Annotated in this window: 22 protein-coding genes; 16 read left to right on the top strand and 6 right to left on the bottom strand. The window is 69.5% G+C overall.

Annotated features, from left to right (window positions below; translation table 11 throughout):
• The first annotated feature begins 234 nt into the window (after positions 1-234).
• The 5 genes from FHR33_RS43090 to FHR33_RS43070 all read left to right on the top strand — a co-directional run bounded on the left by FHR33_RS43090 (position 235) and on the right by FHR33_RS43070 (position 6336).
• Positions 235-1860, top strand: coding sequence for an ABC-F family ATP-binding cassette domain-containing protein (locus FHR33_RS43090; protein ID WP_183660818.1), 1626 nt, complete (start codon positions 235-237; stop codon positions 1858-1860).
• A complete protein-coding gene (locus FHR33_RS43085; protein ID WP_183660816.1) occupies positions 1853-3535 on the top strand; it encodes an ABC-F family ATP-binding cassette domain-containing protein in 1683 nt (560 codons plus the stop codon). Before FHR33_RS43090 ends, FHR33_RS43085 begins: the two co-directional genes overlap by 8 nt.
• 360 nt (positions 3536-3895) lie before the next feature.
• Positions 3896-4375: a cation:proton antiporter regulatory subunit gene (locus FHR33_RS43080; protein WP_183642579.1), complete on the top strand. Its 480-nt coding sequence runs from the start codon at positions 3896-3898 to the stop codon at positions 4373-4375.
• 3 nt (positions 4376-4378) lie between these two features.
• Positions 4379-5554, top strand: a complete 1176-nt coding sequence (locus FHR33_RS43075) for a cation:proton antiporter (RefSeq protein WP_183660814.1) — start codon at positions 4379-4381, stop codon at positions 5552-5554.
• 299 nt (positions 5555-5853) lie between these two features.
• Positions 5854-6336 carry a class I SAM-dependent methyltransferase gene (locus FHR33_RS43070; protein ID WP_183660812.1) on the top strand — a complete coding sequence of 161 codons (483 nt, stop codon included), beginning with the start codon at positions 5854-5856 and terminating at the stop codon, positions 6334-6336.
• A 2-nt stretch (positions 6337-6338) separates the two neighbouring features.
• Here FHR33_RS43070 and FHR33_RS53500 read toward each other — a convergent pair whose 3' ends face one another.
• Positions 6339-6719 carry a universal stress protein gene (locus FHR33_RS53500; protein WP_183660810.1) on the bottom strand — a complete coding sequence of 127 codons (381 nt, stop codon included), beginning with the start codon at positions 6717-6719 and terminating at the stop codon, positions 6339-6341.
• A gap of 424 nt (positions 6720-7143) precedes the next feature.
• On the opposite strand from FHR33_RS53500, the gene FHR33_RS43060 reads away from it, so the two are divergent.
• Positions 7144-7587 (top strand): CBS domain-containing protein, encoded by a 444-nt coding sequence (locus FHR33_RS43060; RefSeq protein ID WP_183660808.1) that lies wholly within the window; start codon positions 7144-7146, stop codon positions 7585-7587.
• The gene (locus tag FHR33_RS43055) at positions 7584-8876 is read left to right on the top strand and encodes an ArsB/NhaD family transporter (protein ID WP_183660806.1); all 1293 of its coding nucleotides are present in this window, start codon (positions 7584-7586) and stop codon (positions 8874-8876) included. The genes FHR33_RS43060 and FHR33_RS43055 overlap by 4 nt, the downstream gene beginning before the upstream one ends.
• Before the next feature lie 11 nt (positions 8877-8887).
• On the opposite strand, the gene FHR33_RS53755 is transcribed toward FHR33_RS43055, so the two are convergent.
• Positions 8888-9145, bottom strand: coding sequence for a hypothetical protein (locus tag FHR33_RS53755; RefSeq protein WP_512766928.1), 258 nt, complete (start codon positions 9143-9145; stop codon positions 8888-8890).
• Between FHR33_RS53755 and FHR33_RS43045 the strand changes: the two genes are divergently transcribed.
• The 4 genes from FHR33_RS43045 (at position 9032) to FHR33_RS43030 (ending at position 12670) form a co-directional block, all read left to right on the top strand.
• Positions 9032-10261, top strand: coding sequence for a CocE/NonD family hydrolase (locus tag FHR33_RS43045; protein ID WP_246453746.1), 1230 nt, complete (start codon positions 9032-9034; stop codon positions 10259-10261). The two genes, FHR33_RS53755 and FHR33_RS43045, sit on opposite strands and share 114 nt — an antisense overlap.
• Positions 10258-11256 (top strand): NAD-dependent epimerase/dehydratase family protein, encoded by a 999-nt coding sequence (locus FHR33_RS43040; protein WP_183660800.1) that lies wholly within the window; start codon positions 10258-10260, stop codon positions 11254-11256. The genes FHR33_RS43045 and FHR33_RS43040 overlap by 4 nt, the downstream gene beginning before the upstream one ends.
• Positions 11148-11642, top strand: a complete 495-nt coding sequence (locus FHR33_RS43035) for an FAD-dependent monooxygenase (RefSeq protein ID WP_312896101.1) — start codon at positions 11148-11150, stop codon at positions 11640-11642. Before FHR33_RS43040 ends, FHR33_RS43035 begins: the two co-directional genes overlap by 109 nt.
• Positions 11643-11806: 164 nt before the next feature.
• A complete protein-coding gene (locus tag FHR33_RS43030) occupies positions 11807-12670 on the top strand; it encodes an alpha/beta fold hydrolase (protein ID WP_183660798.1) in 864 nt (287 codons plus the stop codon).
• Between the two features lie 179 nt (positions 12671-12849).
• On the opposite strand, the gene FHR33_RS43025 is transcribed toward FHR33_RS43030, so the two are convergent.
• Positions 12850-13131 (bottom strand): VOC family protein, encoded by a 282-nt coding sequence (locus FHR33_RS43025; RefSeq protein ID WP_350656923.1) that lies wholly within the window; start codon positions 13129-13131, stop codon positions 12850-12852.
• 310 nt (positions 13132-13441) lie between these two features.
• Here FHR33_RS43025 and FHR33_RS43020 point away from each other — a divergent pair, with 310 nt between their 5' ends.
• Positions 13442-13813, top strand: coding sequence for a hypothetical protein (locus FHR33_RS43020; protein ID WP_221242524.1), 372 nt, complete (start codon positions 13442-13444; stop codon positions 13811-13813).
• A 49-nt stretch (positions 13814-13862) separates the two neighbouring features.
• Here the strand turns inward: FHR33_RS43020 and FHR33_RS43015 are convergent, their stop codons facing one another.
• Positions 13863-15065, bottom strand: coding sequence for a hypothetical protein (locus FHR33_RS43015; RefSeq protein WP_183660796.1), 1203 nt, complete (start codon positions 15063-15065; stop codon positions 13863-13865).
• A 233-nt stretch (positions 15066-15298) separates the two neighbouring features.
• Here FHR33_RS43015 and FHR33_RS43010 point away from each other — a divergent pair, with 233 nt between their 5' ends.
• Positions 15299-15883: a hemerythrin domain-containing protein gene (locus tag FHR33_RS43010; RefSeq protein ID WP_183660794.1), complete on the top strand. Its 585-nt coding sequence runs from the start codon at positions 15299-15301 to the stop codon at positions 15881-15883.
• 706 nt (positions 15884-16589) lie between these two features.
• Positions 16590-18005 (top strand): VCBS repeat-containing protein, encoded by a 1416-nt coding sequence (locus FHR33_RS43005; protein WP_183660792.1) that lies wholly within the window; start codon positions 16590-16592, stop codon positions 18003-18005.
• A 277-nt stretch (positions 18006-18282) separates the two neighbouring features.
• Here the strand turns inward: FHR33_RS43005 and FHR33_RS43000 are convergent, their stop codons facing one another.
• The gene (locus FHR33_RS43000; RefSeq protein WP_183660790.1) at positions 18283-18861 is read right to left on the bottom strand and encodes a helix-turn-helix domain-containing protein; all 579 of its coding nucleotides are present in this window, start codon (positions 18859-18861) and stop codon (positions 18283-18285) included.
• Between the two features lie 114 nt (positions 18862-18975).
• Here FHR33_RS43000 and FHR33_RS42995 point away from each other — a divergent pair, with 114 nt between their 5' ends.
• Positions 18976-19824 carry an EamA family transporter gene (locus tag FHR33_RS42995; RefSeq protein WP_183660788.1) on the top strand — a complete coding sequence of 283 codons (849 nt, stop codon included), beginning with the start codon at positions 18976-18978 and terminating at the stop codon, positions 19822-19824.
• A gap of 291 nt (positions 19825-20115) precedes the next feature.
• Complete coding sequence (locus tag FHR33_RS51205; protein ID WP_312896100.1) at positions 20116-20529, top strand: hypothetical protein; 414 nt, start codon at positions 20116-20118, stop codon at positions 20527-20529.
• Positions 20530-20589: 60 nt separating this feature from the next.
• On the opposite strand, the gene FHR33_RS42985 is transcribed toward FHR33_RS51205, so the two are convergent.
• On the bottom strand, positions 20590-21909 hold the full coding sequence (locus FHR33_RS42985) for a hypothetical protein (protein WP_183660786.1): 1320 nt from the start codon (positions 21907-21909) through the stop codon (positions 20590-20592).
• Positions 21910-22051: the final 142 nt, after the last annotated feature.

Below are 22051 nucleotides of genomic sequence, written 5' to 3'. Positions count from 1 at the left end.
GCGCGGGCACGCGCTGATCCATACGGCTGCTATGGTGAAAAACGCTCGTTCGGAAGCTAGGAGACCAGACGTGGCAGGTGACGACGACATCTCCGGGTGATACCGGAGGTTGACCGGCCCCGGCAGGCGCACATGACCGCCGCCGATGTGGCCCCCGTCGTCGTACCCGAATCCCTGTCCCGTTTGCCGGGCGGCTTCGGCGCGCCCGGATCACGTACGTACGAGGTCTTCCGCATGTCCGATGCGTTCATCATCTGCTCCACCCTGTCCTTCTCCTGGCCTGACGACACGCCGGTCTTCAGTGACCTGTCCTTCACCGTGGGCGCCGGCCGTACGGGCCTGGTCGCCCCGAACGGCGCGGGCAAGAGCACGCTGCTCAAGCTGATCGCCGGTGAGTACCGGCCCGGTGGCGGGAGCGTGTCCGTCAACGGCGTGCTCGGCTACCTGCCGCAGAGCCTGCCGCTCGCCGGCGATCTGACCGTGGCCGAGGTCCTGGGCATCGCCCCCGTGATCGCCGCGCTGGACGCCATCGAGTCGGGCGACGCGAGCGAGGAGCACTTCACCACGATCGGCAACGACTGGGACATCGAGGAGCGCACCCGAGCCCAGCTCGACCGGCTCGGGCTCGGCGATCTTGAGTTGGCGCGGACGCTGCGCACGCTGAGCGGCGGCCAGGTCGTCTCGCTCGGCCTGGCCGCGCAGCTGCTCAGGCGTCCCGATGTGCTGCTCCTCGACGAGCCGACCAACAACCTCGACCTCGACGCGCGCCGCAAGCTCTACGCCGTGCTCGGCGACTGGAGCGGCTGTCTGCTCGTGGTCAGCCACGACCGGGCCCTGCTCGAGTGCATGGACCGCATCGCCGAGCTGGATCGGGGCGAGGTCCGCTTCTACGGCGGCGACTTCACGGCCTACGAGCAGGCCGTACGGACCGAGCAGGAGGCCGCCGAGCGGAACGTGCGCAGCGCCGAGCAGGAGCTCAAGCGCGAGAAGCGGGAGATGCAGCAGGCCCGCGAGCGAGCCGAGCGCCGGGCGAGCAACGCCGCCCGCAACCTCAAGAACGCCGGTCTGCCGCGGATCTTCGCGGGGAACATGAAGCGCGGCGCGCAGGAGTCGGCCGGGCGGGCGGGCCAGACGCACGCCGCCCGCGTCGGCGACGCCAAGGCCAGGCTGGAGGAGGCCGGGCGCACCCTGCGCGAGGACCAGAAGATCACGCTGCGACTGCCCGGGACCCACGTCCCCGCGGGGCGCACGGTCTTCCTCGGCGAACATCTGCAGGCCCGCGGCCTGTTCGCCGAGCCGGGCATCGACCTGACGATCCGCGGGCCCGAGCGCATCGCGCTGACCGGCCCCAACGGCGCGGGCAAGTCCACCCTGCTGCGCCTGGTCAGCGGCGAGCTGGAGCCCGACGGCGGCAGCGCCAGGCGGGCCGACGGCCGGATCGCCTCCCTGTCGCAGCGGCTCGACCTGCTCGACGTCGAGCGCACCGTGGCCGAGAATCTGGCCGCGTTCGCTCCCGGCATGCTGGAGGCGGACCGGATGAACCTGCTGGCCCGCTTCCTGTTCCGCGGGCCGCGGGCGCACCTGCCGGTGGGCGTGCTGTCGGGCGGCGAACGGCTGCGCGCCACGCTGGCCTGCGTGCTGTGCGCCGAGCCTGCGCCGCAGCTGCTGCTGCTGGACGAGCCGACCAACAACCTCGACCTGGTCAGCGTGGGGCAGCTGGAGAGCGCGCTCGGGGCCTACGAGGGGGCGTTCGTGGTGGTCAGCCACGACGAGCGCTTCCTCGCCGAGATCGGGGTGGAGCGCCGGCTGGAGCTGTCCGGCGGGCGGCTGCTGGAGACGGGAGGGCTCGCCGGTGAGTGACGTGCTGCTCGCCCGCGATCTCGTTCGGACGCTGGGCGCGCGGCGCGTGCTCGACGGCGTCTCGCTCACCGCCGCACCCGGCCACCGGATCGGGCTGATCGGCGAGAACGGTGCGGGCAAGTCCACCCTGTTGCGGCTGCTGGCCGGAGTGGACGAGCCGGACTCCGGCACCGTCGTGCGCCCCGCCGACCTGGCCTTCTTGCATCAGGAGGCGCCGTTCGCCCCCGACACCACGGTCGCCGGCGTGCTCGACGACGCCCTGCGCGAGGCCCGTACGGACCTGGCCGAGCTCGACCGACTCACCCGGGCGCTCACCGAGGCCCCTGACGATGCCGCTCTGCTCGAAGCGTACGGGGCCCGGCTCGACCAGGCGCAACAGCGCGAGTCCTGGGACGCCGACCGGCGCGCGGAGACCATACTCGACCGGCTCGGCCTGGGCGGCGTGCCGCACGAGCGCGTGCTCGCGTCGTTGTCAGGTGGGCAGCGCGGGCGGCTCGCCCTGGCGGCGCTCCTGATCAGACAGCCCACCGCGCTGCTGCTGGACGAGCCCACCAACCACCTGGACGATACCGCCGCGGGGTTCGTGGAGGAGCGACTCCGCGGCATGACAGGGGTGGTGGTCGTGGCGAGCCACGACCGGGCGTTCCTGGACGCGGTCTGCACCGACCTGGTCGATCTCGACCCGGCGGTGGACGGGCCCGTCCGGTACGGGGGTGGGTACGGCGCGTACCTGGCCGAGAAGCGCGCCGAGCGGGAGCGCTGGGAGCGGCGCCACGCCGAAGAGCAGGAGGAGCTCGGAGAGCTGCGCCGCGCCGTCGCGGTGACGGCGCGGCAGGTGGCATTGGACGGGTCGCGACGCGACAACGAGAAGATGGGGTACGGACACCGCGGGGGACGCGTGCAGCACCAGATCTCGCGGCGGGTACGCAATGCCACCCGCCGGCTCGCCGAGCTGGAACGCGAGCAACTCCCCGCCCCGCCACCCCCGCTCCGCTTCCGTCCCCGCACTCTGGTCACCGTCACCGATCTCGCGGAGGCCAACCACGCCACGGCCGCCTCCGATGCCGCCGGTGCCGCGAAGGGTGTCGCCGCCGGTTCCCGCGATCCCCACGACGAGACCTTGCTGTCACTGCGGGACGTGCGGGTTCCGGGACGGCTTTATATCGACCGGCTGGACGTGGCGCCGGGGGAGCGGCTGCTGGTCACCGGGCCGAACGGCGCGGGCAAGTCCACGCTCCTGGCGGTGCTGGCCGGACGGCTGGGCGCGGAGGGAGAGGTACGGCGACGGTGCGGGCTGACCGTCGGGCTGCTGGCTCAGGACACCGTGTTCGAGCGGCCGGACCGCACGGTACGGCAGACGTACGAGCGGGCGCTCGGCCAGGAGCGCGCCGAGTCCGTGCCGCTGCGCTCGCTCGGCCTGATCAGCCCGCGTGACGTGGATCTGCGAGTGGAGGAGCTGTCGGTCGGCCAGCGCCGCCGGCTCGCTCTGGCGCTGCTGGTGGCTGATCCACCCGAGGTGCTCTTGCTCGACGAGCCCACCAACCACCTCTCACCCCGCCTCTCCGACGAGCTGGAGGAAGCCTTGGGCACCGACGGGCCCGGCGGGATCGTGATCGCCAGCCACGATCGATGGTTGCGCTCCCGCTGGCAGGGCCGCCACATCCGCCTGCCATGAAGCCGTGACGGCATCGCTGTGAGCCACGTCGCAGGAGAGCCGCCGGTGGATGGCAGTGGGCCTCCTGCTCCGGGAGCGGAGCAGGAGGCCCACCGGCCGAAGTCGCCCCTCTTGTCGCTCCACTTCTTCCACTAAAACCTTGACGGGCGTCTCTTCTACCGACAAGACCTTCACGCCCAGAGCGGCACCGACGTCATGCGGCAACCGCGTGAACGGTTCGCGTAGCTGCTCCTCGGATCCGCCCTGGCGAGACCGACTCGGCGGAGTCCTCCACGAATACGCACACCGCCCGAACCGCATGGACGAAGTATTCGCGGCACGTTCTCCCATGTTCGCGCAGGTCACAGCGATGATGAGTTCATGGATGTGAACGAGGTGCTTCTTCCGGGGGTGGGGCTGCGGTATGAGTTCACCAACCAGGACGGTGACCGGATCGGTGTGGTGGCGCGGCGGACGGGCGAGTTCGAGCTCGTCGTCTACGGGAGCGAGGACCCCGACCAGGGCCGGTCCATGCTCCGGCTCAACAGGGAGGAGGCCGACACGCTCGCCGAGATCCTCGGCGCGCCTCGCATCGCGGAGCGGTTCGCCGACCTCACCAAGGAGGTGCCGGGACTGAGCGCGGGGCAGACGGGGGTGCGGGCCGGCTCTCCGTACGTGGATCGCCCGCTGGGGCACACCAGGGCGCGAAGCCGTACGGGAGCATCCATCGTGGCGATCGTCCGCGGGGAAGATGTGATCGCGTCCCCCACGCCTGATGAGGTGCTGCGAGCGGGTGATGTCCTGGTGGTCATCGGAACCCGGAGCGGTATAGCCGGAGTGGAAAAGATAATCCGGGGCTGAGTTGTGCAGACCTCCGTCGCGCTGCTGCTGGAGCTGGGTGTCATCCTGGCCGCCCTCAGCGTCCTCGGTGCTCTGGCACGGCGGTTCGCTCTTTCGCCCATTCCGCTCTACCTGCTCGCCGGCCTGTCGCTGGGCGAAGGAGGCATCGCTCCCGTACCCGCCGCCGGCGAGTTCGTCCAGGTCGGTGCGGCCATTGGGCTGGTCCTGCTGTTGCTCGCCCTCGGGCTGCAGTTCTCCATCCACGAGTTCTCCGTCAGCCTGCGCCGCCACGTGCCCTCGGCGGGCGTCGACCTCGTACTGAACGCGGTTCCCGGCGCGCTGGCCGGCTGGTATCTCGGCCTGGACGGCGTCGGCATCCTTGCCCTGGCCGGCGTCACCTACATCTCTTCCTCAGGCATCATCGCCAGGCTCCTTGATGACCTACGGCGGTTGGGCAACAGGGAAACCCCTGCCGTGTTGTCGGTCCTGGTGCTGGAGGACTTCGCCATGGCCGCCTACCTGCCGTTGCTCGTCGTTCTCGCCTCCGGCGGCACGTGGTGGCAAGCGGCGCTGGGCGTGCTCGTCGCGGTCGGCGCGGTGCTGGCCGCCTTCGTCGTGTCGTATCGATGGGGCCACCATCTCGGGCGGTTGCTTTCCGATCCAGACCCTGAGCAGCTCATGTTGAGAGTTCTCGGCCTCACTCTGATCGTGGCGGCACTGGCCGAGCTCGTCCACGCATCGGCCGCGGTCGGTGCCTTTCTCGTCGGGCTCACCCTCACGGGGGAGGCGGCCAGGCGGGCTCGCAATGTCCTCACCCCGTTGCGTGACCTGTTCGCCGCGGTCTTCTTCCTGGCGATCGGTCTATCGGTCAGCCTGAGCGATCTTGTCCCTGTGCTCCCTGTCGCCCTCGCCCTGGCCGCCGTCACGGCCGCCACGAAAGTGGTCACCGGTCAGTACGCGGCGTTGCGGGAGGGAGTAGGGCCGCGTGGCCGCTTGAGAGCGGGGACTGTGCTTATCGTTCGCGGCGAGTTCTCCATAGTGATCATCGGCTTGGTCGGCGCTCATCATGACAGGCTGGGTCCTTTGGTGGCTGCCTATGTCCTCGTGCTGGCCATAGCCGGGCCGCTCGTCACGCGTCTGGGAGGCGCGCCACCGTACCGCTCACGGCTTCTACCCGGCACGAGTGCAGGCAACAGCTAGAGACGAGACGCTGGACGAGGTGTGTCCCGGCTACGGCGCGGAGAAGTCCCACACCGGAGGGTCCGTCTTCGCGCTCTCCGGGAGGGGATTGCCGACGCCACGTGGCGGAGCACTGGACAGGGCGGTGAGATACCGACGATCCTGTCATCAATCAATCACTGTCGCTCATCCTGGCGCTTGACAAGGGCCACGTCATGGAACAGTTTCACCACCCTCGCGCCGTGATGAACGGCAGAGGGACGGCGGCCAGACCAACCCCGCAACGCGAGTGGCTGCTGTCCGGGATCTCCGGACGGGTGGTGGAACTCGGCGCCGGTGACGGTACCAAGCTCGCCTGTTATCCACCGGGCCTGGGCGAGATCGTGATCGTCGAGGCGGATCCGTCCCTGCGCCAGGCGGCACGCGAGGCGGCCTCCTCCGTGTCCGCGCCGGTGCGGGTGGTCGACGGCAGCCTGACCAGGCTGCCTTTTCCTGACGACTTCGCCGACGTCGTGATCTGCTCGCTGATGCTGTGCAGCTCACCGCGTCCGGACGCCACGCTGGCGGAGGTGCGCAGGGTGCTGCGCCGGGACGGCGAGCTCCGCTTCTACGAGCACACACGCTCGTTCAATCCGGTCGTGGCTTTCGCCGAAGGCTTGATCACGCCTGTCTGGGCACCCGCCTGTGGCGGTTGCCATCCGGCGCGGGATCCATTGGCCGCCATCGAGAAGGTTTTCGCGGTCCGCCGACTCGAACGATTCTCCTTCGACCATGTCGCACATGTGATGGGCGTGGCTGCCTGATATCAGTGGATCACGAGCACGGGGCAGGGCGCGTGCCGTAGCACCGTCTCGAGCGTGCTGGAATGCGCGCCCCAGCGACTGTGACCGACGATGAGCAAGTCCGCGCCCAGATCACGCGCAGCCTGGAGTATCTCTGTCGCCGGATGCCCTATCCGGAGCTCGGTCCGGATGCTCTGATCCTTTTCGCGGGCCTGACGAGCGGCTTCGCGCAGCCATACCTCGCATGGCCGTGGCTGGTCCTCCGCGCGAGTCGGGCTCCGTTTGTCGACCGCCACGGCGATCACCTCGCACGGCGAGGACTTCGCCGCACGCTGAAGCGCTTCTCCGAGCGCCCGACGGGTACTCGGCGAATCGTTGTAGGCGACGACGAGCCGACCAGTCACCCTTCCAGTGTCAATGGTTCGTGCAGCAGACGCCAAGCCTTGTGGCGGAGGGTGTTGCTCGTCCGAATGACTGCGGCGCGCCAGGAAGCCTGGTCAACACACCCGAGGTGACTCCACGCGGGGAGGCTCGTACGTGGCTCGCATCGCCGTCCTGGCCGAGGCCAACTCCGAGGGCCCCTTGACCTTGCCTAACTACGGGTACCCATCGTCCCTCGTCCTTCGCGTGCTTTCCTGCTCAAGGACGAGATTCGGAGAGGGCGCTGGAAGCGCTGAGACAGGACCTCGTCGGCCATGTGGACGCGGCGCTGCTCCTGCTACGCCCGCCCGAGTCAGAGATCGGCCGATGTTGATAGGGTCGTTCGTGGTGCGCCGGGAAGTCTGGTCGGCAATGTCCTAGTCGATCCCGACAGACAGGCCGACAACTATGCGCGCGCGTGACTTGCTTGCCGATTTCCCGACCGTGGAGCTGGACACCCCGGTGCTGGAGGCGGCCAGACTCCTGGCCGAACAAGACCTACCCGGTTTGATCGTCGTCGGGGCCGACGGCCTGCCGTTCACGATCCTTCCCGGCACCCAGGTGCTGCGCATGGCCGTGCCCGGCTACTGTCAGGACGACCCCGCGCTGGCCCGTGTGATCGACGAGGCGCACGCTGACCTGTTCCTGCGCCAACTCAGTGAACGGACCGTGCGTGAGGCGCTTCCCCGTGAGCGGCGTGAGCTGCCCGTCGCCGATCTGAACGCCACCGTGCTGGAGCTGGCCGCGCTGATGGCCCGCACGCACAGCCCGCTGGTCGCCGTCGTGGCCGGAGGCCGGTTGCACGGCGCGGTCACGCTGCAGGCGCTGCTCGACCGGGCGGTGGAGGCGTGACGGTCACCGCATGGCTGGCGGTGGTGATCTTCCTGTGCGCTTACGCGCTCATCGCCACAGAGAAGATCCACAGGGTGGCGGCGGCGCTCGGCGCGGCCGGCCTCATGCTGCTCATCCACGCCACCGACGCCGAGGCCGCCTTCTTCTCCGAGCACTCCGGCGTCGACTGGAACGTCATCTTCCTGCTGCTCGGCATGATGATCATTGTCGGCGTGCTCAAGCAGACCGGCGTCTTCGAGTACCTGGCCATCTGGGCGGCCAAACGGGCCAGAGGCCGTCCCTTCAGGCTGATGGTCCTGCTCGTGGTCATCACGGCGGTCGCCTCCGCGATGCTCGACAACGTCACCACGGTGCTCCTCATCGCCCCCGTGACGTTCCTGGTCTGTGAGCGGCTGGCGCTGCCCGCCGCGCCGTACCTGATCGCCGAGGCGATGGCCTCCAACATCGGCGGCGCGGCAACGCTGGTCGGCGACCCGCCCAACATCATCATCGCCAGCAGGGGAGGGCTGTCGTTCAACGACTTCCTCATCCACATGGCGCCGCTGGTCGTGGTGCTGATGGTGGTCTTCGTCGGGTTGTGCAGGATCCTGTTCCGCAAGGTGTTCGTCTACGACCCCGAGCGCGCGGCCGAGATCATGGCGCTCAACGAGCGTGAGGCCATCCGCGACCCGCGCCTGCTGTGGCAGGCACTCGGCGTCCTGGCCCTGGTGATGGTCGGATTCGTGCTGCACCCCGTGCTGCACTACGAACCCTCCGTGGTGGCGGTGCTGGGTGCGGGCGTCCTGGTGGCGGCGACGAAGGTCACCACGGAGGAGTCGCTCGAAGAGGTGGAGTGGCCGACGCTGGTCTTCTTCGCGGGGCTGTTCGTCATGGTCGGCGCCCTGGTGAACACAGGGGTGATCGGGGAGCTCTCCCAGATAGCGGTCAGCGCCACCGAAGGCCAGCTGGGATTGACCACCATGGGGTTGCTGGGGGTCTCGGCGGGGCTGTCGGCGATCGTGGACAACATCCCGTACGTGGCCACCATGAGCCCGATCGTCGCCGAACTGGTTCAGGCCAACGGCGGTAACGGCACAGGGCAGGTGCTGTGGTGGGCGCTCGCCTTCGGCGCCGACCTGGGCGGCAACGCCACCGCGGTCGGCGCGGCGGCCAACGTCGTCGTCCTGGGCATCGCCGCACGTAACCGCACGCCGATCAGCTTCTGGGAGTTCACCAGGTACGGCCTGGTGGTGACGGCGGTCACGGTGACGCTGGTGGCGCCGTATCTGTGGGTTCGTTACCTGATGTGAGAAGCGCCATCTCAGGGACGCTGTCGGTTCTCACGTTCCTGGTCCCAGCGGTCCAGGAGTTTGGGGAATTCACGGGCCATAAAGCCGTACATGTCCCGCATGAGTTCCAGCCGCCGCCTGGGTCCAGGTGCATCGCCGACCGCGCGCAGACCTCGCTGCGCCAGCGCGCTGAACGCGTCGAACTCACTCATCCTCGCGCGGAAGGCGCGGGCGAAGACGTCCTCCTCCAGCCGATAGCGATTGCTGATCGGCGCGATCCTCGCGCCCACCGACCCCGTCTTCGCCGCCGCGTTAACGGGCAACGAGTCGTCCGGCAGTTCCTGGCGGTGCCCGCCGCCGGCCGTAAGCTGCGCCGCGCCAGTGCCACGCTCCCGCTTGCCGAGGCCGATCGGGCGCTGACGGGGCACCGGGTGAGGTGGTTCCAGGAGTGGATCGGCAACGGCCCCGACCAGGCGTACTGGTCGCGCATGGACCACCGCGCCAACGTCGGGCGGATGCCGCCCGTGGTGCACCTGCAGGGAGGCTGGTACGACTTCTTCCTCCCCGGCATGCTGACCGACCGCGCTGCGCTGCTCGCGGCGGGCCGTACGGTCCGGCTGCTGATCGGGCCGTGGGGCCACGGCAAGGGCCTGTACACCCGCGACGGCATGCGTGACGCGCTCGCCGCGCTGGACGCGGCCCTGCTCGGCAGGCGAGCCCTCTCGGGGGTGCGGGTATTCGTCACGGGCGCGAACAGGTGGCAGGACCTGCCTGGATGGCCGCCCGCCCATGAGCCGACACCCTGGTACCTGCATCCCGGCGACGGGCTGAACCGCATGCACGCCGACCCCGCAGCCGGCCCGAGCCGCTACCGCTATGACCCGGCCGCCCCCACGCCCACCGTCGGCGGCACGACGGTGAGTATGTCGTCGGGCCCGGCCGACAACCGCGCCATCGAAGCCCGGCCCGACGTGCTCACCTTCACCACCGCCCCGCTCGCCCGCGAGGTCGAGGTCATCGGCCCGGTCCGGGTCCGCCTGCACGCCCGCGCCTCCATCCCGCACGTCGACTACGTGGCCCGGCTGTGTGAGGTGAGCCCGCGCGGCCGCTCGGTCAACCTCTGCGACGGCGTCGCGCGTCTCGACCCTGCGAGCGACATCCCTCGCGACAGCGACGGGGTGATCACCGTGGACATCGCGTTGTGGCCACTGGCGCACCGCTTCCGCCGCGGCCACCGCATCCGGCTGCAGGTCTCCAGCGGCGCCCACCCCCGCTACGGCCGTAACCCGGGCACCGGCGAGCCCCTGGCCACGACGCTCGCGCTGCGCGCCTCCATCCACGAGATCTTCCACGACCCCGACCACCCGTCAGCCCTCTGGCTACCCCTCACGGAGGAAACCTCATGAAGCTGCTCGTCCTCGGCGGCACCCACCACGTCGGCCGCGCGATCGTCGAGACCGCGCTGGAGCGCGGCGACGAGGTGACCACGCTCAACCGCGGTCTCAGCCGCCCACCGGCCCCCGGAGTCCGGGCGCTGCTCGCCGACCGCACCGACCCCGAAGCCGTGACGGCCGCGCTCGGCGACGGCGAATGGGACGCCGTGATCGACACCTGGGCCTGGGCGCCGCGCGTGGTCGCCCACAGCGCCCGGCTGCTGGCCGGCCGCGCCGGACACTACGGCTACGTCTCCAGCCGCGGCGTGCACCGCTGGCCCTGGCCGGCGGGCGCGGACGAGAGCGCCCCGCTGGTCGACGGCGATCCTGCCAGCGACGACAGCGCCGACTACGCCGCCGCCAAGCGCGGCGGCGAACTGGTCGTCACCGAAACGTACGGCGAGCGCGCCTTGCTGGCCAGAGCCGGGATGATCCTCGGCCCGTACGAGGACGTCGGCCGCATCCCGTGGTGGTTGCGCCGACTGGAGAAGGGCGGACGCGTCCTCGCCCCCGGCCCGGCCGAGGCGGCGCTGCAGTACATCGACGTCCGTGACCTGGCCGCCTGGATGCTGCGCTGCGCCGAAGGCGGCGTGGGTGGCGCCTACACGGTGACAGGTCGCCCCGGCGCGGTGACGGTCGGGCAGCTGCTGACCACGGCGCTGGAGGTGACCGGCTTCGAGGCCGAGCTGGTCTGGGCGCCCGCCGACCTTCTGCGGCAGGAAGGTCTGTCGCTGGGCGCGGAGTTCGGACTGCGCCTGCCCGACGGCTCGACGCCCAGCGGCATGCACGACGCCAACGTGGACGCCGCCTTCGCCGCCGGGCTCACCACCCGCCCGCTGCGCGACACCCTCGCTGACACCTGGGCCTGGCTGCAGGCCGAAGGCGACCCCGTCTCACGCCCGGACGCCCCCTCACCCGACACCTGGCTCGACCCGGCTGCCGAACAGCGCCTCCTGCGCCAGCTCTGACCAGCAAGGAAACCCTCATGCGCGCCATCATCACCATAAGCCAGGTCGTCGCCCCCACCTGGCACCGTGGCCGCGTGATTCTACTGGGGGATGCGGCCTGGTGCGTCACGCTGTTCGCCGGATACGGCTCTTCCCTGGCCGTGGGCGGTGCCGACCGGCTGGGCAGTGAACTCGACGCCCACCCCGGCGACATCGGCGCCGCCCTGACCGCGTGGGAAATGGCGCTCCGGCCGGAGGCAGAGAGGAAACAGAGGCTGGGACGCCGGGTCAAAGGCGTCTACGCGCCCGCCAACCCCCTGCTGCTGTGGCTGACCCAACTGCCACTGCGCCTGGCCGCCCTCCCGGCGGTACGCCGCTACATGATCCGCCGCTTCATCAAGGGCTGAACCCCTGGGTCCAGGAGCGGGCGGGAGTCGTTTGCGGGGGAGGGCGATCTTTGTCAGAGTGGCGGGAGGCCACGCACACGCCGAGGACCGGCGGTTCGTGTGGTTGGTGAGCCGGGAAGCCTGGTCGGCGGTCCGACCTGACGTCCCTCATGGAAAGGCTCGCGTTGAGCTTCACAACGATCTACACCTCACCCACCGGTGAGCGGCACGTCCGCGACTGGTGCCGGGAGCGGCTGGACTCCTGGCCGACACAGCACCGGATATGCACGCTGGAGACCGGTCTGGGAGCGACCGCCGTGGTCGTCGCTGGGCAGGGCCCCCGTGTGCTGTTGCTGCCGGGCACCAACTTCTGCGCCGCGACCCAGCTGGACGTGGCCGATGCACTGGTACCCGACCACCAGGTGATCCTGGCCGACCTTCCGGGTCAGCCGGGCCTGAGCTCTCCACAGCGGCCAGGGAGGGGACGCCTGGCCGCCTATGGGCGTTGGCTCGGAGAGATCATCTGTCAGGTAAGTGGTGAACCCGTCGTGGTGGTGGGGCACTCGCTGGGAGCGGCCGTGGCCCTGGCTGCGCGACCCGGGCCGCAGATCGGCGGCCTGGTGCTGGTGTCCCCGGCCGGACTGAGTCGAGCCCGCCTGACCCCCGCCCTGCTCGGCGTCACCCTGCCCTGGCTCGTCGCTCCCACTGCCAGGCGCAGCGAGGCCTTGCTGGGATACATGAGCGGTCAGACACGCGGGATCATCGACGTGAACCGTGTGCCGGTGGAGTGGATGACGCTCGTCGCCCGGCACAGCCGCACCAGCCTGGCTCCTTCGCCGCTGCCCGAACCCGTCGTGCGCCGCTGGGAGGGCACGCGGGTGGTCGTGGCCACAGGTGCCGAGGATCGTTTCTACCCGCCCGCCCGCATCAGCGGACCGGCTCGCGCTCTGCTGGGCGCCGAGGTGGTGGCTGTGCCAGGTCTGGGACATCTCGGCCCGCACGAGAATCCGGCACTCCTGCCCGCCCTCGTTGGCCGCCTGCGCGGCTAGCCCCGTTTTCCGCACGTGTCGCTTCGTCCCTGGTACCGCGTCCACACCGTCCTTCTCTTCCACCCAAGCTTCCTTTTCGAAAGGACCCAAGCCTCCTTCTCTTCCAGACGGACCTCAAGCCGAAGTGCGGCGGGGGATGCGGAGACGCGGGATAGCCGTGTGACGTGCGGAAAACGGCGCTAGACCACGTCGAACTCGTTCCCCTCGGGATCCACCATCGCCACCGCATAGTGATCAACCCCGGACTGCGACAGCACCCGCACAACGGACGCCCCCGCCTGGACGAGCCGCTCCACCTCGGCATCCACCCGCGCTTTCCGGGTCTCCAGCGATACGTCCTCCCGCTTGCCGCCCACCTTCACATCCAGGTGGAACCGGTTCTTGGCCACCTTGCCCTCAGGCACCTGCTGAAACCAGATCCTCGGCCCGTACCCCTCGGGATCGACGATGCTGTACAGCACTGTGTGGTGTGGCTCGAGCAGCTCTACCGGTTGGGCTGAGGAGGCGTGCCCTTGTCTCGAAAGAGCGGGAGGCCATGGTCAGCGCCAGGTGAGTGGATGGGCGCGGGTGTTGACCCCGACGATCTCGCCTGCCTCCCGAGCGTACTTTCGATCAGCTCCTGCCAGCGCTCGACCGGTACGACTCCCGGTGACCACAGCCCCTGAGAGAACAAATTGGGATTGATCTTGTCGTAGGGCTCGCCTTCGTCGTTTTTGCCTGACCGAGACGAAGGCGGCTGCTGCTGTACGGTCGTGAGGGTAGGCGGGTGGCATGGACAGCCAGATGCGGGACGAACCTGTCAACGCGCCTGATCGGTGCGGCTGGTGTGGCAAGGTCATCCCGCCCGGGACAGGGGTCCACGGCATCGCCTCGGATTCGTCGGTGACGCACGACGGTGACGCGCAACACGACGGTCACCGCTTCTTGACCAGTTGCGGCTACGCGCACCTGGTCGCTCTGCGGGAGCACTACCGACGTCGTCCATTCCTTGATGAGGAACTGTGGGCAGGGAAGATCGCCAGAGCCTTCGAGAGGCATGACGTGCTCACTGTCGAGGACCTGGAGGGGGTCACCGGGTTGAGCCGGGAACAGATCCAGCGCTGTGTGGCGTGGCTCGAGACGCAGCTCTACCGGCTGCGTTGAGGTCGCCCACAGGCCTCCGCGATCTGGTGCGCAGAGGCCCGTGGAAGGGTCAGCGGTCCAGGCGTAGGCTTCCCACGGGGTGCGGCCCTTCGGTTTCCAGCCGGTACTCCTCGCCAGACTTGGCGCGGTTCTCCTCGATCACCCGCTCGGACGGCGCCTTTTCCCCGCCCATCAGGGCCTCCTGCATTTTCTCGAACCGCTCGTGCGCCTCCTGCACGTAGCCGGTGCCCAGCGTCGTGTAATCGATCTGTGTGGCGATCAGATCGCGCAGGTATGCCTTGTTCGGCTCGAAGGTCACCGGTGCGGGCAGCTCGGGCGCCGCCACCTCCTCTGGGTCGCGCCCGTCGTGCTTCTTGAACAGCTCGGCCGCCAGGCGCAGGTGCTCCAGCTCCATGTTGAGGTGCAGTTCCCAGATCGCCTTCACCTTCGGGTCCGTCTCCGTCTCCATGAAGGAGTGGTAGAGGTAGCACTCGTTGTACTCGTGGTTGAGTAGCATCTCCCACCAGGTCTCGCCGGGGTCGACGAGCGACTCGTAGTGGGTGACGTGCTCCTCCTCGATCAGCCCGATCTCCTGGTAGAGCTGGCGGGCGATCGGCTCCATGTACTCGGGCCCGACGTTCATGTAGAAGTTCATCGTCTGCTGCTCCGCCGCCAGGATCGTCAGCGCGTGCAGCTTCGACAGCGGGGCGGCCGAAGTGCGGTCATAGGGCTCGCGCACGTTGTCAACGGGGTCGCGGTGATGCAGATAGGTGGGACGGCCAGGCATGACCTCTGTCAGCCCGTCGACGACCTTCTCTGCCTTGCGGTGCTCGATCATCTCGTACAGGTTGGCGTAGCGGTAGAGATGGTCGAAGTCCTCCAGCACGCCGAACTGGTAGGCCTGCTGCAGGTAGGGGTCGGGCTCCATCCTGGCCACCCAGGCGGTGAGGTCCACCGCCACCTGCTCGTAGGCGAGCGTGGTCTCCAGCACCGAGGCCAGCCCCGGCAGCAGCCAGTTGACCGCCTTCTGCTGCTGCGCCTCGATGTAGCGCACCCGCGCGAGCTGCTGCTTGATCTCGGTGTCCGGGCAGTGCCTGGCCATCTGGTGGCTGAACATCACCGCTTCGACCTCGATGCCGTTCATCGCGATGATGCGGCAGCGGGTGTAGGGATCGGCGTGGTCGGGGTCGATCGGTGTCACGTTCAGCTCGCGCCAGTTGCGCAGCTGTTTGTCCAGCGGGATGCCACGCTCACGCAACGGATTGAAGGTCATTTGATTCGTGCTCCCTCGAAGCCACAGTGTGTCAGGGCTTGCCCTGCGGGCTGGTCGTGCCGCCCTCGTCGGCGACGCCATGGTGGAACGCCTTGGGGGCCGCAGCACGGCGCTACCCGAAGCTGCCCACGGAAGCCTCGTGGTTATCCGAGCAGCGGTCGTGGAATGCGTAAACCCAGGCGTCGTCTCTCGGCCTTCGGGTAGGGCACGCCGTACTCGAAGGGAGATCACCCATGGCCGATCAACAGCCGATGCCCGAAACGATGGACCAGGACGACGTCATCGACCTGCTACTGGCGCAGCACGCGCTCATCAGGGACCTGTTCGACGAGGTCGAGCAGGCCTCGGACAAGCAGCGGGCCGAGGCCTTCACGCGGCTGGTGCGCCTGCTCGCCGTTCACGAGACGGCGGAAGAGGAGGTCGTCCATCCGTATGCCCGCCGCAAGATCGACGGTGGGGAAGGCGTCGTCGAGGACCGGCTGGCCGAGGAGAACCAGGCCAAGCAGTTGCTCATGGAGATGGACGAGAAGGGACCTGAGGCCGCCGACTTCCTGGAGAAGCTCACCCTGCTGAGGGGTGCGGTGACGGCGCACGCCCGTAGCGAGGAGCGCTACGAGTTCATGCAGTTGCGCGCGCACACCTCGCCGGCTGAGCGCAAGACGCTGGCGGTGGGGGTGAAGGCGGCCGAGGCGATGGCGCCGACGCACCCGCATCCCGGAACGGAGTCGGCCACCAAGAACATGCTGGTGGGCACACCTGTCGCGATGATGGACAGAGCACGTGACGTGATCCGCCAGGCCATGGGCAAGGCCCGCTGACCGGCATCAGCGCAGGCGATGGTAGCGCCGGACATCGGCCGCTGATCCGACGCACAGAGCTCCGCCCGGCGAAGCTTGTTGGACATGGAAAGTCCGGTATCGGCGCCGTCGAACCACACCCGCGGCGCTTGGCCGGCCCGCCACGTCTGATCTGGGTGTCTCCCTAACCTCAGGCACGAAGGAGAGCAGTCACAGCTGGCAGGCTGCCCACGGCAAGGTCATGACCGGCCGCACCCACTACGGGGACGAGAAAGGCAAGACCTGGTACCGGTTCGCCACCGTGTCGTTCGAAGGCTGAGGACCGGGTCCGTCGGCCCTGGGCTGATCCCTGATCCTGAAGCACTGACCTGGGCGTATGGCGAGTCGCCGCCGGGCTCGTCCGCCGTGACCTCCCCCTGGTCGGAGACCACCCGGCGGGCGTAGTAGTCGCTGCTCCGGGGACATGAGGAGTCGTCCTCTCCCCGGGACTGCCCGAGGGGTCAGGAGGCGGCACAGGGCTGCGGGCACGCAACCGGTCGACTGTGACGCCCTCGGTGATGTGGGCGCAGAGTGTGGGCGTGCGGGGGTGCGCCGCAGCGCATACCCCCGCACGGGCTCGCGCCGGTCCGGCGTGGACTGTCCGGACTGTCGTGTCACCCGGGGGACGGGTGGGAGGTCAGCCGTACGGGTGACGCCAGGTCTGTCCCGGCCCATGACAATCCGTTCCATGAATGCCCAGAAGATCGCGCGGTCGGCGGCGTTGCTGGCCCTGATGGCGGCCCTGATCGTCCCGCACGGGACGGCACAGGCGGCCGCCCAAGCGCCGGGGAACACCGACTTCAACGGCGACGGCTACAACGACGTGGCCCTCGGCAGCCCGAACTACCCCGGCTATCCCGGCACCAACACGTCCGGTCTGATGGCCGTCCTCTACGGCGGCCCGGACGGCCTCACCAACAGCCGGCACGTCATCCGTCCCGCGCCCGGCTGCACGAGCTGGGGACCCTGCGCGAGGTGGGGCCAGCTGATAAGCGCGGCCGACGTGGACGGCGACGGCAGGACCGACCTCATCTCCAGAGGAAACTACGACATGCAGGTCGACTCCTGGACCGCCCAGGGGGTCACCACGATCGAGCGCCGCGTCCTCGGGCCGCTCGGCGCCCCCTGGAGACTGGCAGGCGGTCAGTTCGACGACCAGCCGGGAACCGACATCGTCGGGCCCATAAGGGGCAGCTACTGGTTCCGCGTCGGCGGCTGGTACAACAGGGACGCGAATGCCATCTATCCCGACTTGGACGACAAAAGCTATATCAACCATGAGGCGAGCGCCGCCACCGGTGACATCGACGGCGACGGCAAGCTGGAGATCGCGGTCGTCGCCAGCAGGTACTCCGGCGAAGGTGAGCCCGGGCCCCACCTGTGGCTCATCAATGATCCGCACCAGGCCCCTGTGAAGCTCACCGTGCTGGGCTCGCCGTCCACCTGCGCCTCGCCTCCGTCCCACGGTCAGGGCTGCCCGAAGGCCGACTCCGAGGTGGTGATGGGCAACGTCAACGGCGACGGGCACACCGACCTGGTCATGCTCACCCCGAGCACCGCCTCGCTGCAGGTCTGGTACGGCAGGGCCACCGGCCCGTCCCCGGCCCCCGGCTACAGCGTCGACCTGTCCTCGCTGGCCACCGGCGCGGAACTCGGCCCAGGCCTGGCCGTGGGCGACGTCAACGGCGACGGCTGGGCCGAGATCGCCGTCGGTGCCGCCAAGGCCACCGTCTCGGGCCACAGTGAAGCCGGGGCCGTCATGGTGATCCCCGGTTCCGCCAACGGTCCGGTGGTCAAACGTGCTCAGACCATTACTCAGGACGGCATCGGGCCCATCGGCGGGTCCTCCCTGCCCGACCCGATCCGCGAGCAGTCCAAGCCCGGCGACCACTTCGGACAGGCCATCACGATCACCGACATCACCGGCGACGGCAGGGGCGAGGTCATCGTCGGCACCCCCGCCAAGAACGGGGGGAGCGGCATGCTGGCCGTCCTGCACGGCTCGGCCACCGGCGTCTCGACCGTCACCGCCCAGGCCGTCCACCCCAGCTGGTACGGCCTCAACTCGACTCAGGCGAACTTCGGCGAGGTTCTACTGAAATAGGCGGGCCGACCCGGATCGATGCTCCCGAAACTGATCCGGTCCTCGCTCGACGACGGCAAGGACCGGGACCGAAAGGGGCCGCCTGGGCGGCCCCCGGCGTCACCTCGACCCCCGCGGGATCGACCACGCGGTCGAGCGTTTGCCTCTCTGCGCGCGCAGGCGGCTCGGTGCGGGCGGCGCGGTCAACTGATTGGCGACTTCTTCGACGCAGCGGCACGACGGGCCACCGGACGGCCGGGCGAGGAGGGCGTCCGTACGGCCGGCGTGGACAGGGTGGTCAGGCGGGGCCGGGCGGCAGGTGCACGGTCATGATCAGATCGCAGGGGCCGGTGCCGGCACCGCGGTAGGTGTGGGGGCTGTCGCCGTTGAACGTGGCGCTCTGCCCGGCGGTGACGGTGTGCTCGGCGCCGTCGAGGACGAGGACCATCTGACCGGTGGTGACGCTGATGGTCTCCACGACCCCGGCCTGGTGAGGCTGGCTCGGGTAGTCCTCTCCTGGGTGCAGCCGCCACCGCCACACCTCCACCGGCGCAGCACCGGCGATGACCAGCATGAGGCGGGCCTGGCCGCCGCGTTCGCCGGTCCACAGCGGCTCGATCTCCTCGGCGCTGGCGATGCGGACGGTACGGCCTTCTGGCGGGCCCTGCATGAGGGTGGACACCGAGATGCCAAGCGTGTCGGCGAGGCGAACGAGAGTGGCCAGGTTGGGGTTGCCCTGGGCCTTCTCCAACGCGGCGAGCGCGCCTTTGGAGACCTGGGCGCGACGACTGAGCTCCTCCAGGGACAGACCCGCGCGCAGCCGGGCGGTCCTGACGTTGTGGGCGACGGTCCGCAGGGCGGTGTCGTTCTCGGCCATCTGGCTGGCTCCCTTCCTCGGTCGTTTCAGTGTACTCCACGGTCGTTCGATTGACATTGCCCGGTCGTTCTGATGTACCGTGAAGTCATTCCATTGAACCGCATCGGAGGTGTCGTGATCGCTTTGCTGCTGGCGCTGGGCAGCTCCCTGGCCTACGGATGCGCCGACTTCCTCGGCGGCTTGGGCGCCCGCAAGGCCCACGTGCTGCGCACCGTCATGATCGCCGCCCCAGCCAGCCTGGTGGTGGAACTGCTGCTGTGGCCGATCCTGGGCGCCACCTTCAGCCCCGGGGCGCTGGCGTGGGGCGCGGCCTCGGGAGTGGCGTCAGCGGCGGCGTTCACGCTGCTCTACCGCACGTTGGCGATCGGGCCGATGAACGTGCTGTCGCCGGTGACCGCGCTGGTGTCGGCGGTGCTGCCGGTGACGGTCGGTCTGGTCCAGGGGGAGCACCTCTCGGTGGCCGGGATGGTGGGCCTGCCGCTGGCCCTGGTGGCGGTGGTGCTGGTCAGCGCCGGCTCCGCGACCGGACAAGGCGGCACATCGGCCCGTCCTTCTCGTACGGCGCTGCTCCTGGCGCTCGGCGCAGGCGCGGCCATCGCCCTGCAGCTGATCTTCCTGCACCAGGCGCCCGCGGGCAGCGGCATCGCCCCGCTGATCGCCGGACGAACGGTCTCCTCGGCGATCATCCTGACCGCGGCCGCGATGATGTCTCGCAGGCTCGGCCCGGACAAGCCCGCCTACGCCCTGTCGGCGACCGCCGGAGTGCTGGACTCGATCGCCAACCTGCTGTTCCTGCTCGCCGCCCGCAGCGGCGACCTGTCGATCGTCGCGGTGATCGTCGCCCTGTATCCGGCCGGGACGGTCCTGCTGGCCCGCGGGGTCCTGCACGAACGCATCGGCCGCGGCCAGCTCGCCGGCCTGGGCGCCGCCGCCGTCGCGGTCAGCCTGCTGGCCCTCACCTGACCGCCCCGCACCGCCTCCACCACGCCGATCGCCGGGAAGGAGTTCCTGTGTTCATCCCCGCCCGTCGTCGTTCCCACCCACTTCATCTGCCACGGCGGTGACCTGCTGATCCACCTTGCCCGCCCCAACCCCGTGTGGAAGGCGATCGAGCGCACCCGGAGGTGACCTTCACCGTCATCGGCGACTAGGCCTTCGTCCCCGGCACCTGGCGCACCGCCCCGGGACGTCCCGCCACGCGACGGCGTCCCGACCAGCTACTACGCGACCGTCCAGTTCACCTGCCGCGCGCACATCATCGATGGCCCCCAGGCCAAGGCCGACCTGCTGCTCCGGCAGCTCGCCCACTTCCAGCCCGGCGGCGACCACGCCGAGGTCGCCGCCGGTCGCCCGCCGTACGGGCGCATGCCGTCCGGCATCCGCGGACTGCGCCTGGAGGTCACCGCAGTCCAGGCCACGTTCACATACGACGACCACAAGAGCATCCAGCACCGCACCGCGGTCGCCGAACGCCTCACCGCCCGCGGCCAGGGCCTGGACGTACCGGCCGCCGCCCCAGCAGCGACGCCGCCTGGACCGCATCGGCACCTGGCCCCTCTGACACCGGCCCGCGCCCCCAGACCGCATGGCCCTCACTCTGGATCCGCCTCGCCGAAGCCGGTCCCGCAGCGGGTCAGCCTGACCGTCGAAGGACCGTCACTGAACTGATCAGCGGGCGCTCGCAGAGCAGCCTGATCGCCCTGCGAGTGCCGCCAGCGCGAGCTCAGGTCATTTCAGGCCCGCGACGAAGATCTTGGCCACCTTCGTCAGGGCCGGTTGCGCGACCGCGGGATCGAAGAAAGGGGCCCGGTAGCCGGCGGCGTCGACGAGACCGCCTCCGGTTGTCGTCCCCCGGAACGCGACCTCGACCGTTTGGTCACCGACCAGGACCTTGACGAGCATCTCCATCATGGGAGGCGCGCTCTTGTCGTAGAGCTTGGTGGTGCTGGAACGCACGACGAACGCCTTCTCCCCGAGCCCGGACAGCTCCTGGCGGGGTTCGTACACGATGTGGAGGCGACTGTCGGCGATTCCGCCCTTGTCGTGGTAGCGGTCGTACTTCTTGGCGTCGCGATCGAACTGGAACGTCGATCCGGTGTCGCCCCCACCCCAGCGGACCAGGCGGATGTTCAGTTGGCCTCCGCGCGCGGTGAACTCATCCCCAGGCCGGTGCTTGACGGCCTCCTTGACCGCCCAGGTGCAGGTGGTCTGCTTGATCCTGCCGTCGTTGGTACTGACGGACGGTCCGCCTGCGGCGGGGAAGAACGCCGACTCGATCTGTTCGGCGGTGACGATGCCGCAGGGCCCGGTGAGCTTCACCTTGTCGGCGCTCTTGGCCATCTCTGCGGTGATGAGCTCGGTGACCTTCCCGGCCGCGGCCCGCGTCTCGTCGCCGGAGGGGTACTTGGCGCCGGTCCGGTTGTCGCCGCCGTAGGTGACCTTGATCAGCCAAGGGCCCTGCCTGACGAACACCTCCGCTTTGAGGCCGTTCATCCCGATGGAGGACTGGCTGTAGGAGGCGTCGCCATACTGCAGCGCCTTGAGCTCGCCGAACGCCGAGCCTGAGGTCCTGCCGTCGATCCGCTTGCCGTCGCGGACGTTGACTCGCCGCTCGTGCGCTTTCTTGTCCCGCTCGAAGCGATCTGCGGCGTATTCGACGGCGCTGAGCGTCTCCGTGCTCCTGGCTTCCACGGCGATGCTCAGCGCGCGATAACCGAGGACGCCGTCGCCGACGTCCATCCTGCTGTTCGTCCAGCTGCAGGCCGCTCGCTTCTCGGTGTCGGCGGCCGCCGCGGTGGATGCGTCCTTTCCTCCGTATCTGGCGTCGGCTACCAGGCTCTTACGGAGGTTGTCCGGTACGGCGGCGCAGAGCTGGTCGCCGGTGATCGCCCGGAGTTTCACCGCCTCGGTGGTCTTCGCCTCCTTGGCCGTGGGCGACCGGACAGGGGCGCTCCGGCCGGAGGCCGGGTTCGCGGGCGGGCCGGCTTCGTCACGGCTCAGGAGCAGCCAGGCCCCTGCCAGTCCGGCGACCAGGACGACGCCGAGCACGACGAGGACGGCGATCAGCGGCCCCTTCCCTCCCCTTCCGCCGCCGTTTCGCTGAGGAGGAGACCACTGCCCTCCGGGTCCGCCCTGCGGGTGGGGCGGCTGCCCGCCGGGACCGGGAGGCCACCGTACGCCCGGTCCTGTC

Origin of the sequence: Nonomuraea dietziae, assembly GCF_014195505.1 — a bacterium.
GTDB lineage: Bacteria > Actinomycetota > Actinomycetes > Streptosporangiales > Streptosporangiaceae > Nonomuraea > Nonomuraea roseola.
Note: the sequence above shows the minus strand (reverse complement) of the source record. Positions and strands in the feature narration are given on the sequence as shown.

Coding starts and splice junctions, on each gene's coding strand:
- FHR33_RS43090 (WP_183660818.1), top strand. CDS start 235: ATGTCCGATGCGTTCATCATCTGCTCCACCCTGTCCTTCTCCTGGCCT.
- FHR33_RS43080 (WP_183642579.1), top strand. CDS start 3,896: ATGGATGTGAACGAGGTGCTTCTTCCGGGGGTGGGGCTGCGGTATGAG.
- FHR33_RS43060 (WP_183660808.1), top strand. CDS start 7,144: ATGCGCGCGCGTGACTTGCTTGCCGATTTCCCGACCGTGGAGCTGGAC.
- FHR33_RS43040 (WP_183660800.1), top strand. CDS start 10,258: ATGAAGCTGCTCGTCCTCGGCGGCACCCACCACGTCGGCCGCGCGATC.
- FHR33_RS43020 (WP_221242524.1), top strand. CDS start 13,442: ATGGACAGCCAGATGCGGGACGAACCTGTCAACGCGCCTGATCGGTGC.
- FHR33_RS43015 (WP_183660796.1), bottom strand. CDS start 15,065: ATGACCTTCAATCCGTTGCGTGAGCGTGGCATCCCGCTGGACAAACAG.
- FHR33_RS43010 (WP_183660794.1), top strand. CDS start 15,299: ATGGCCGATCAACAGCCGATGCCCGAAACGATGGACCAGGACGACGTC.
- FHR33_RS43005 (WP_183660792.1), top strand. CDS start 16,590: ATGAATGCCCAGAAGATCGCGCGGTCGGCGGCGTTGCTGGCCCTGATG.
- FHR33_RS43000 (WP_183660790.1), bottom strand. CDS start 18,861: ATGGCCGAGAACGACACCGCCCTGCGGACCGTCGCCCACAACGTCAGG.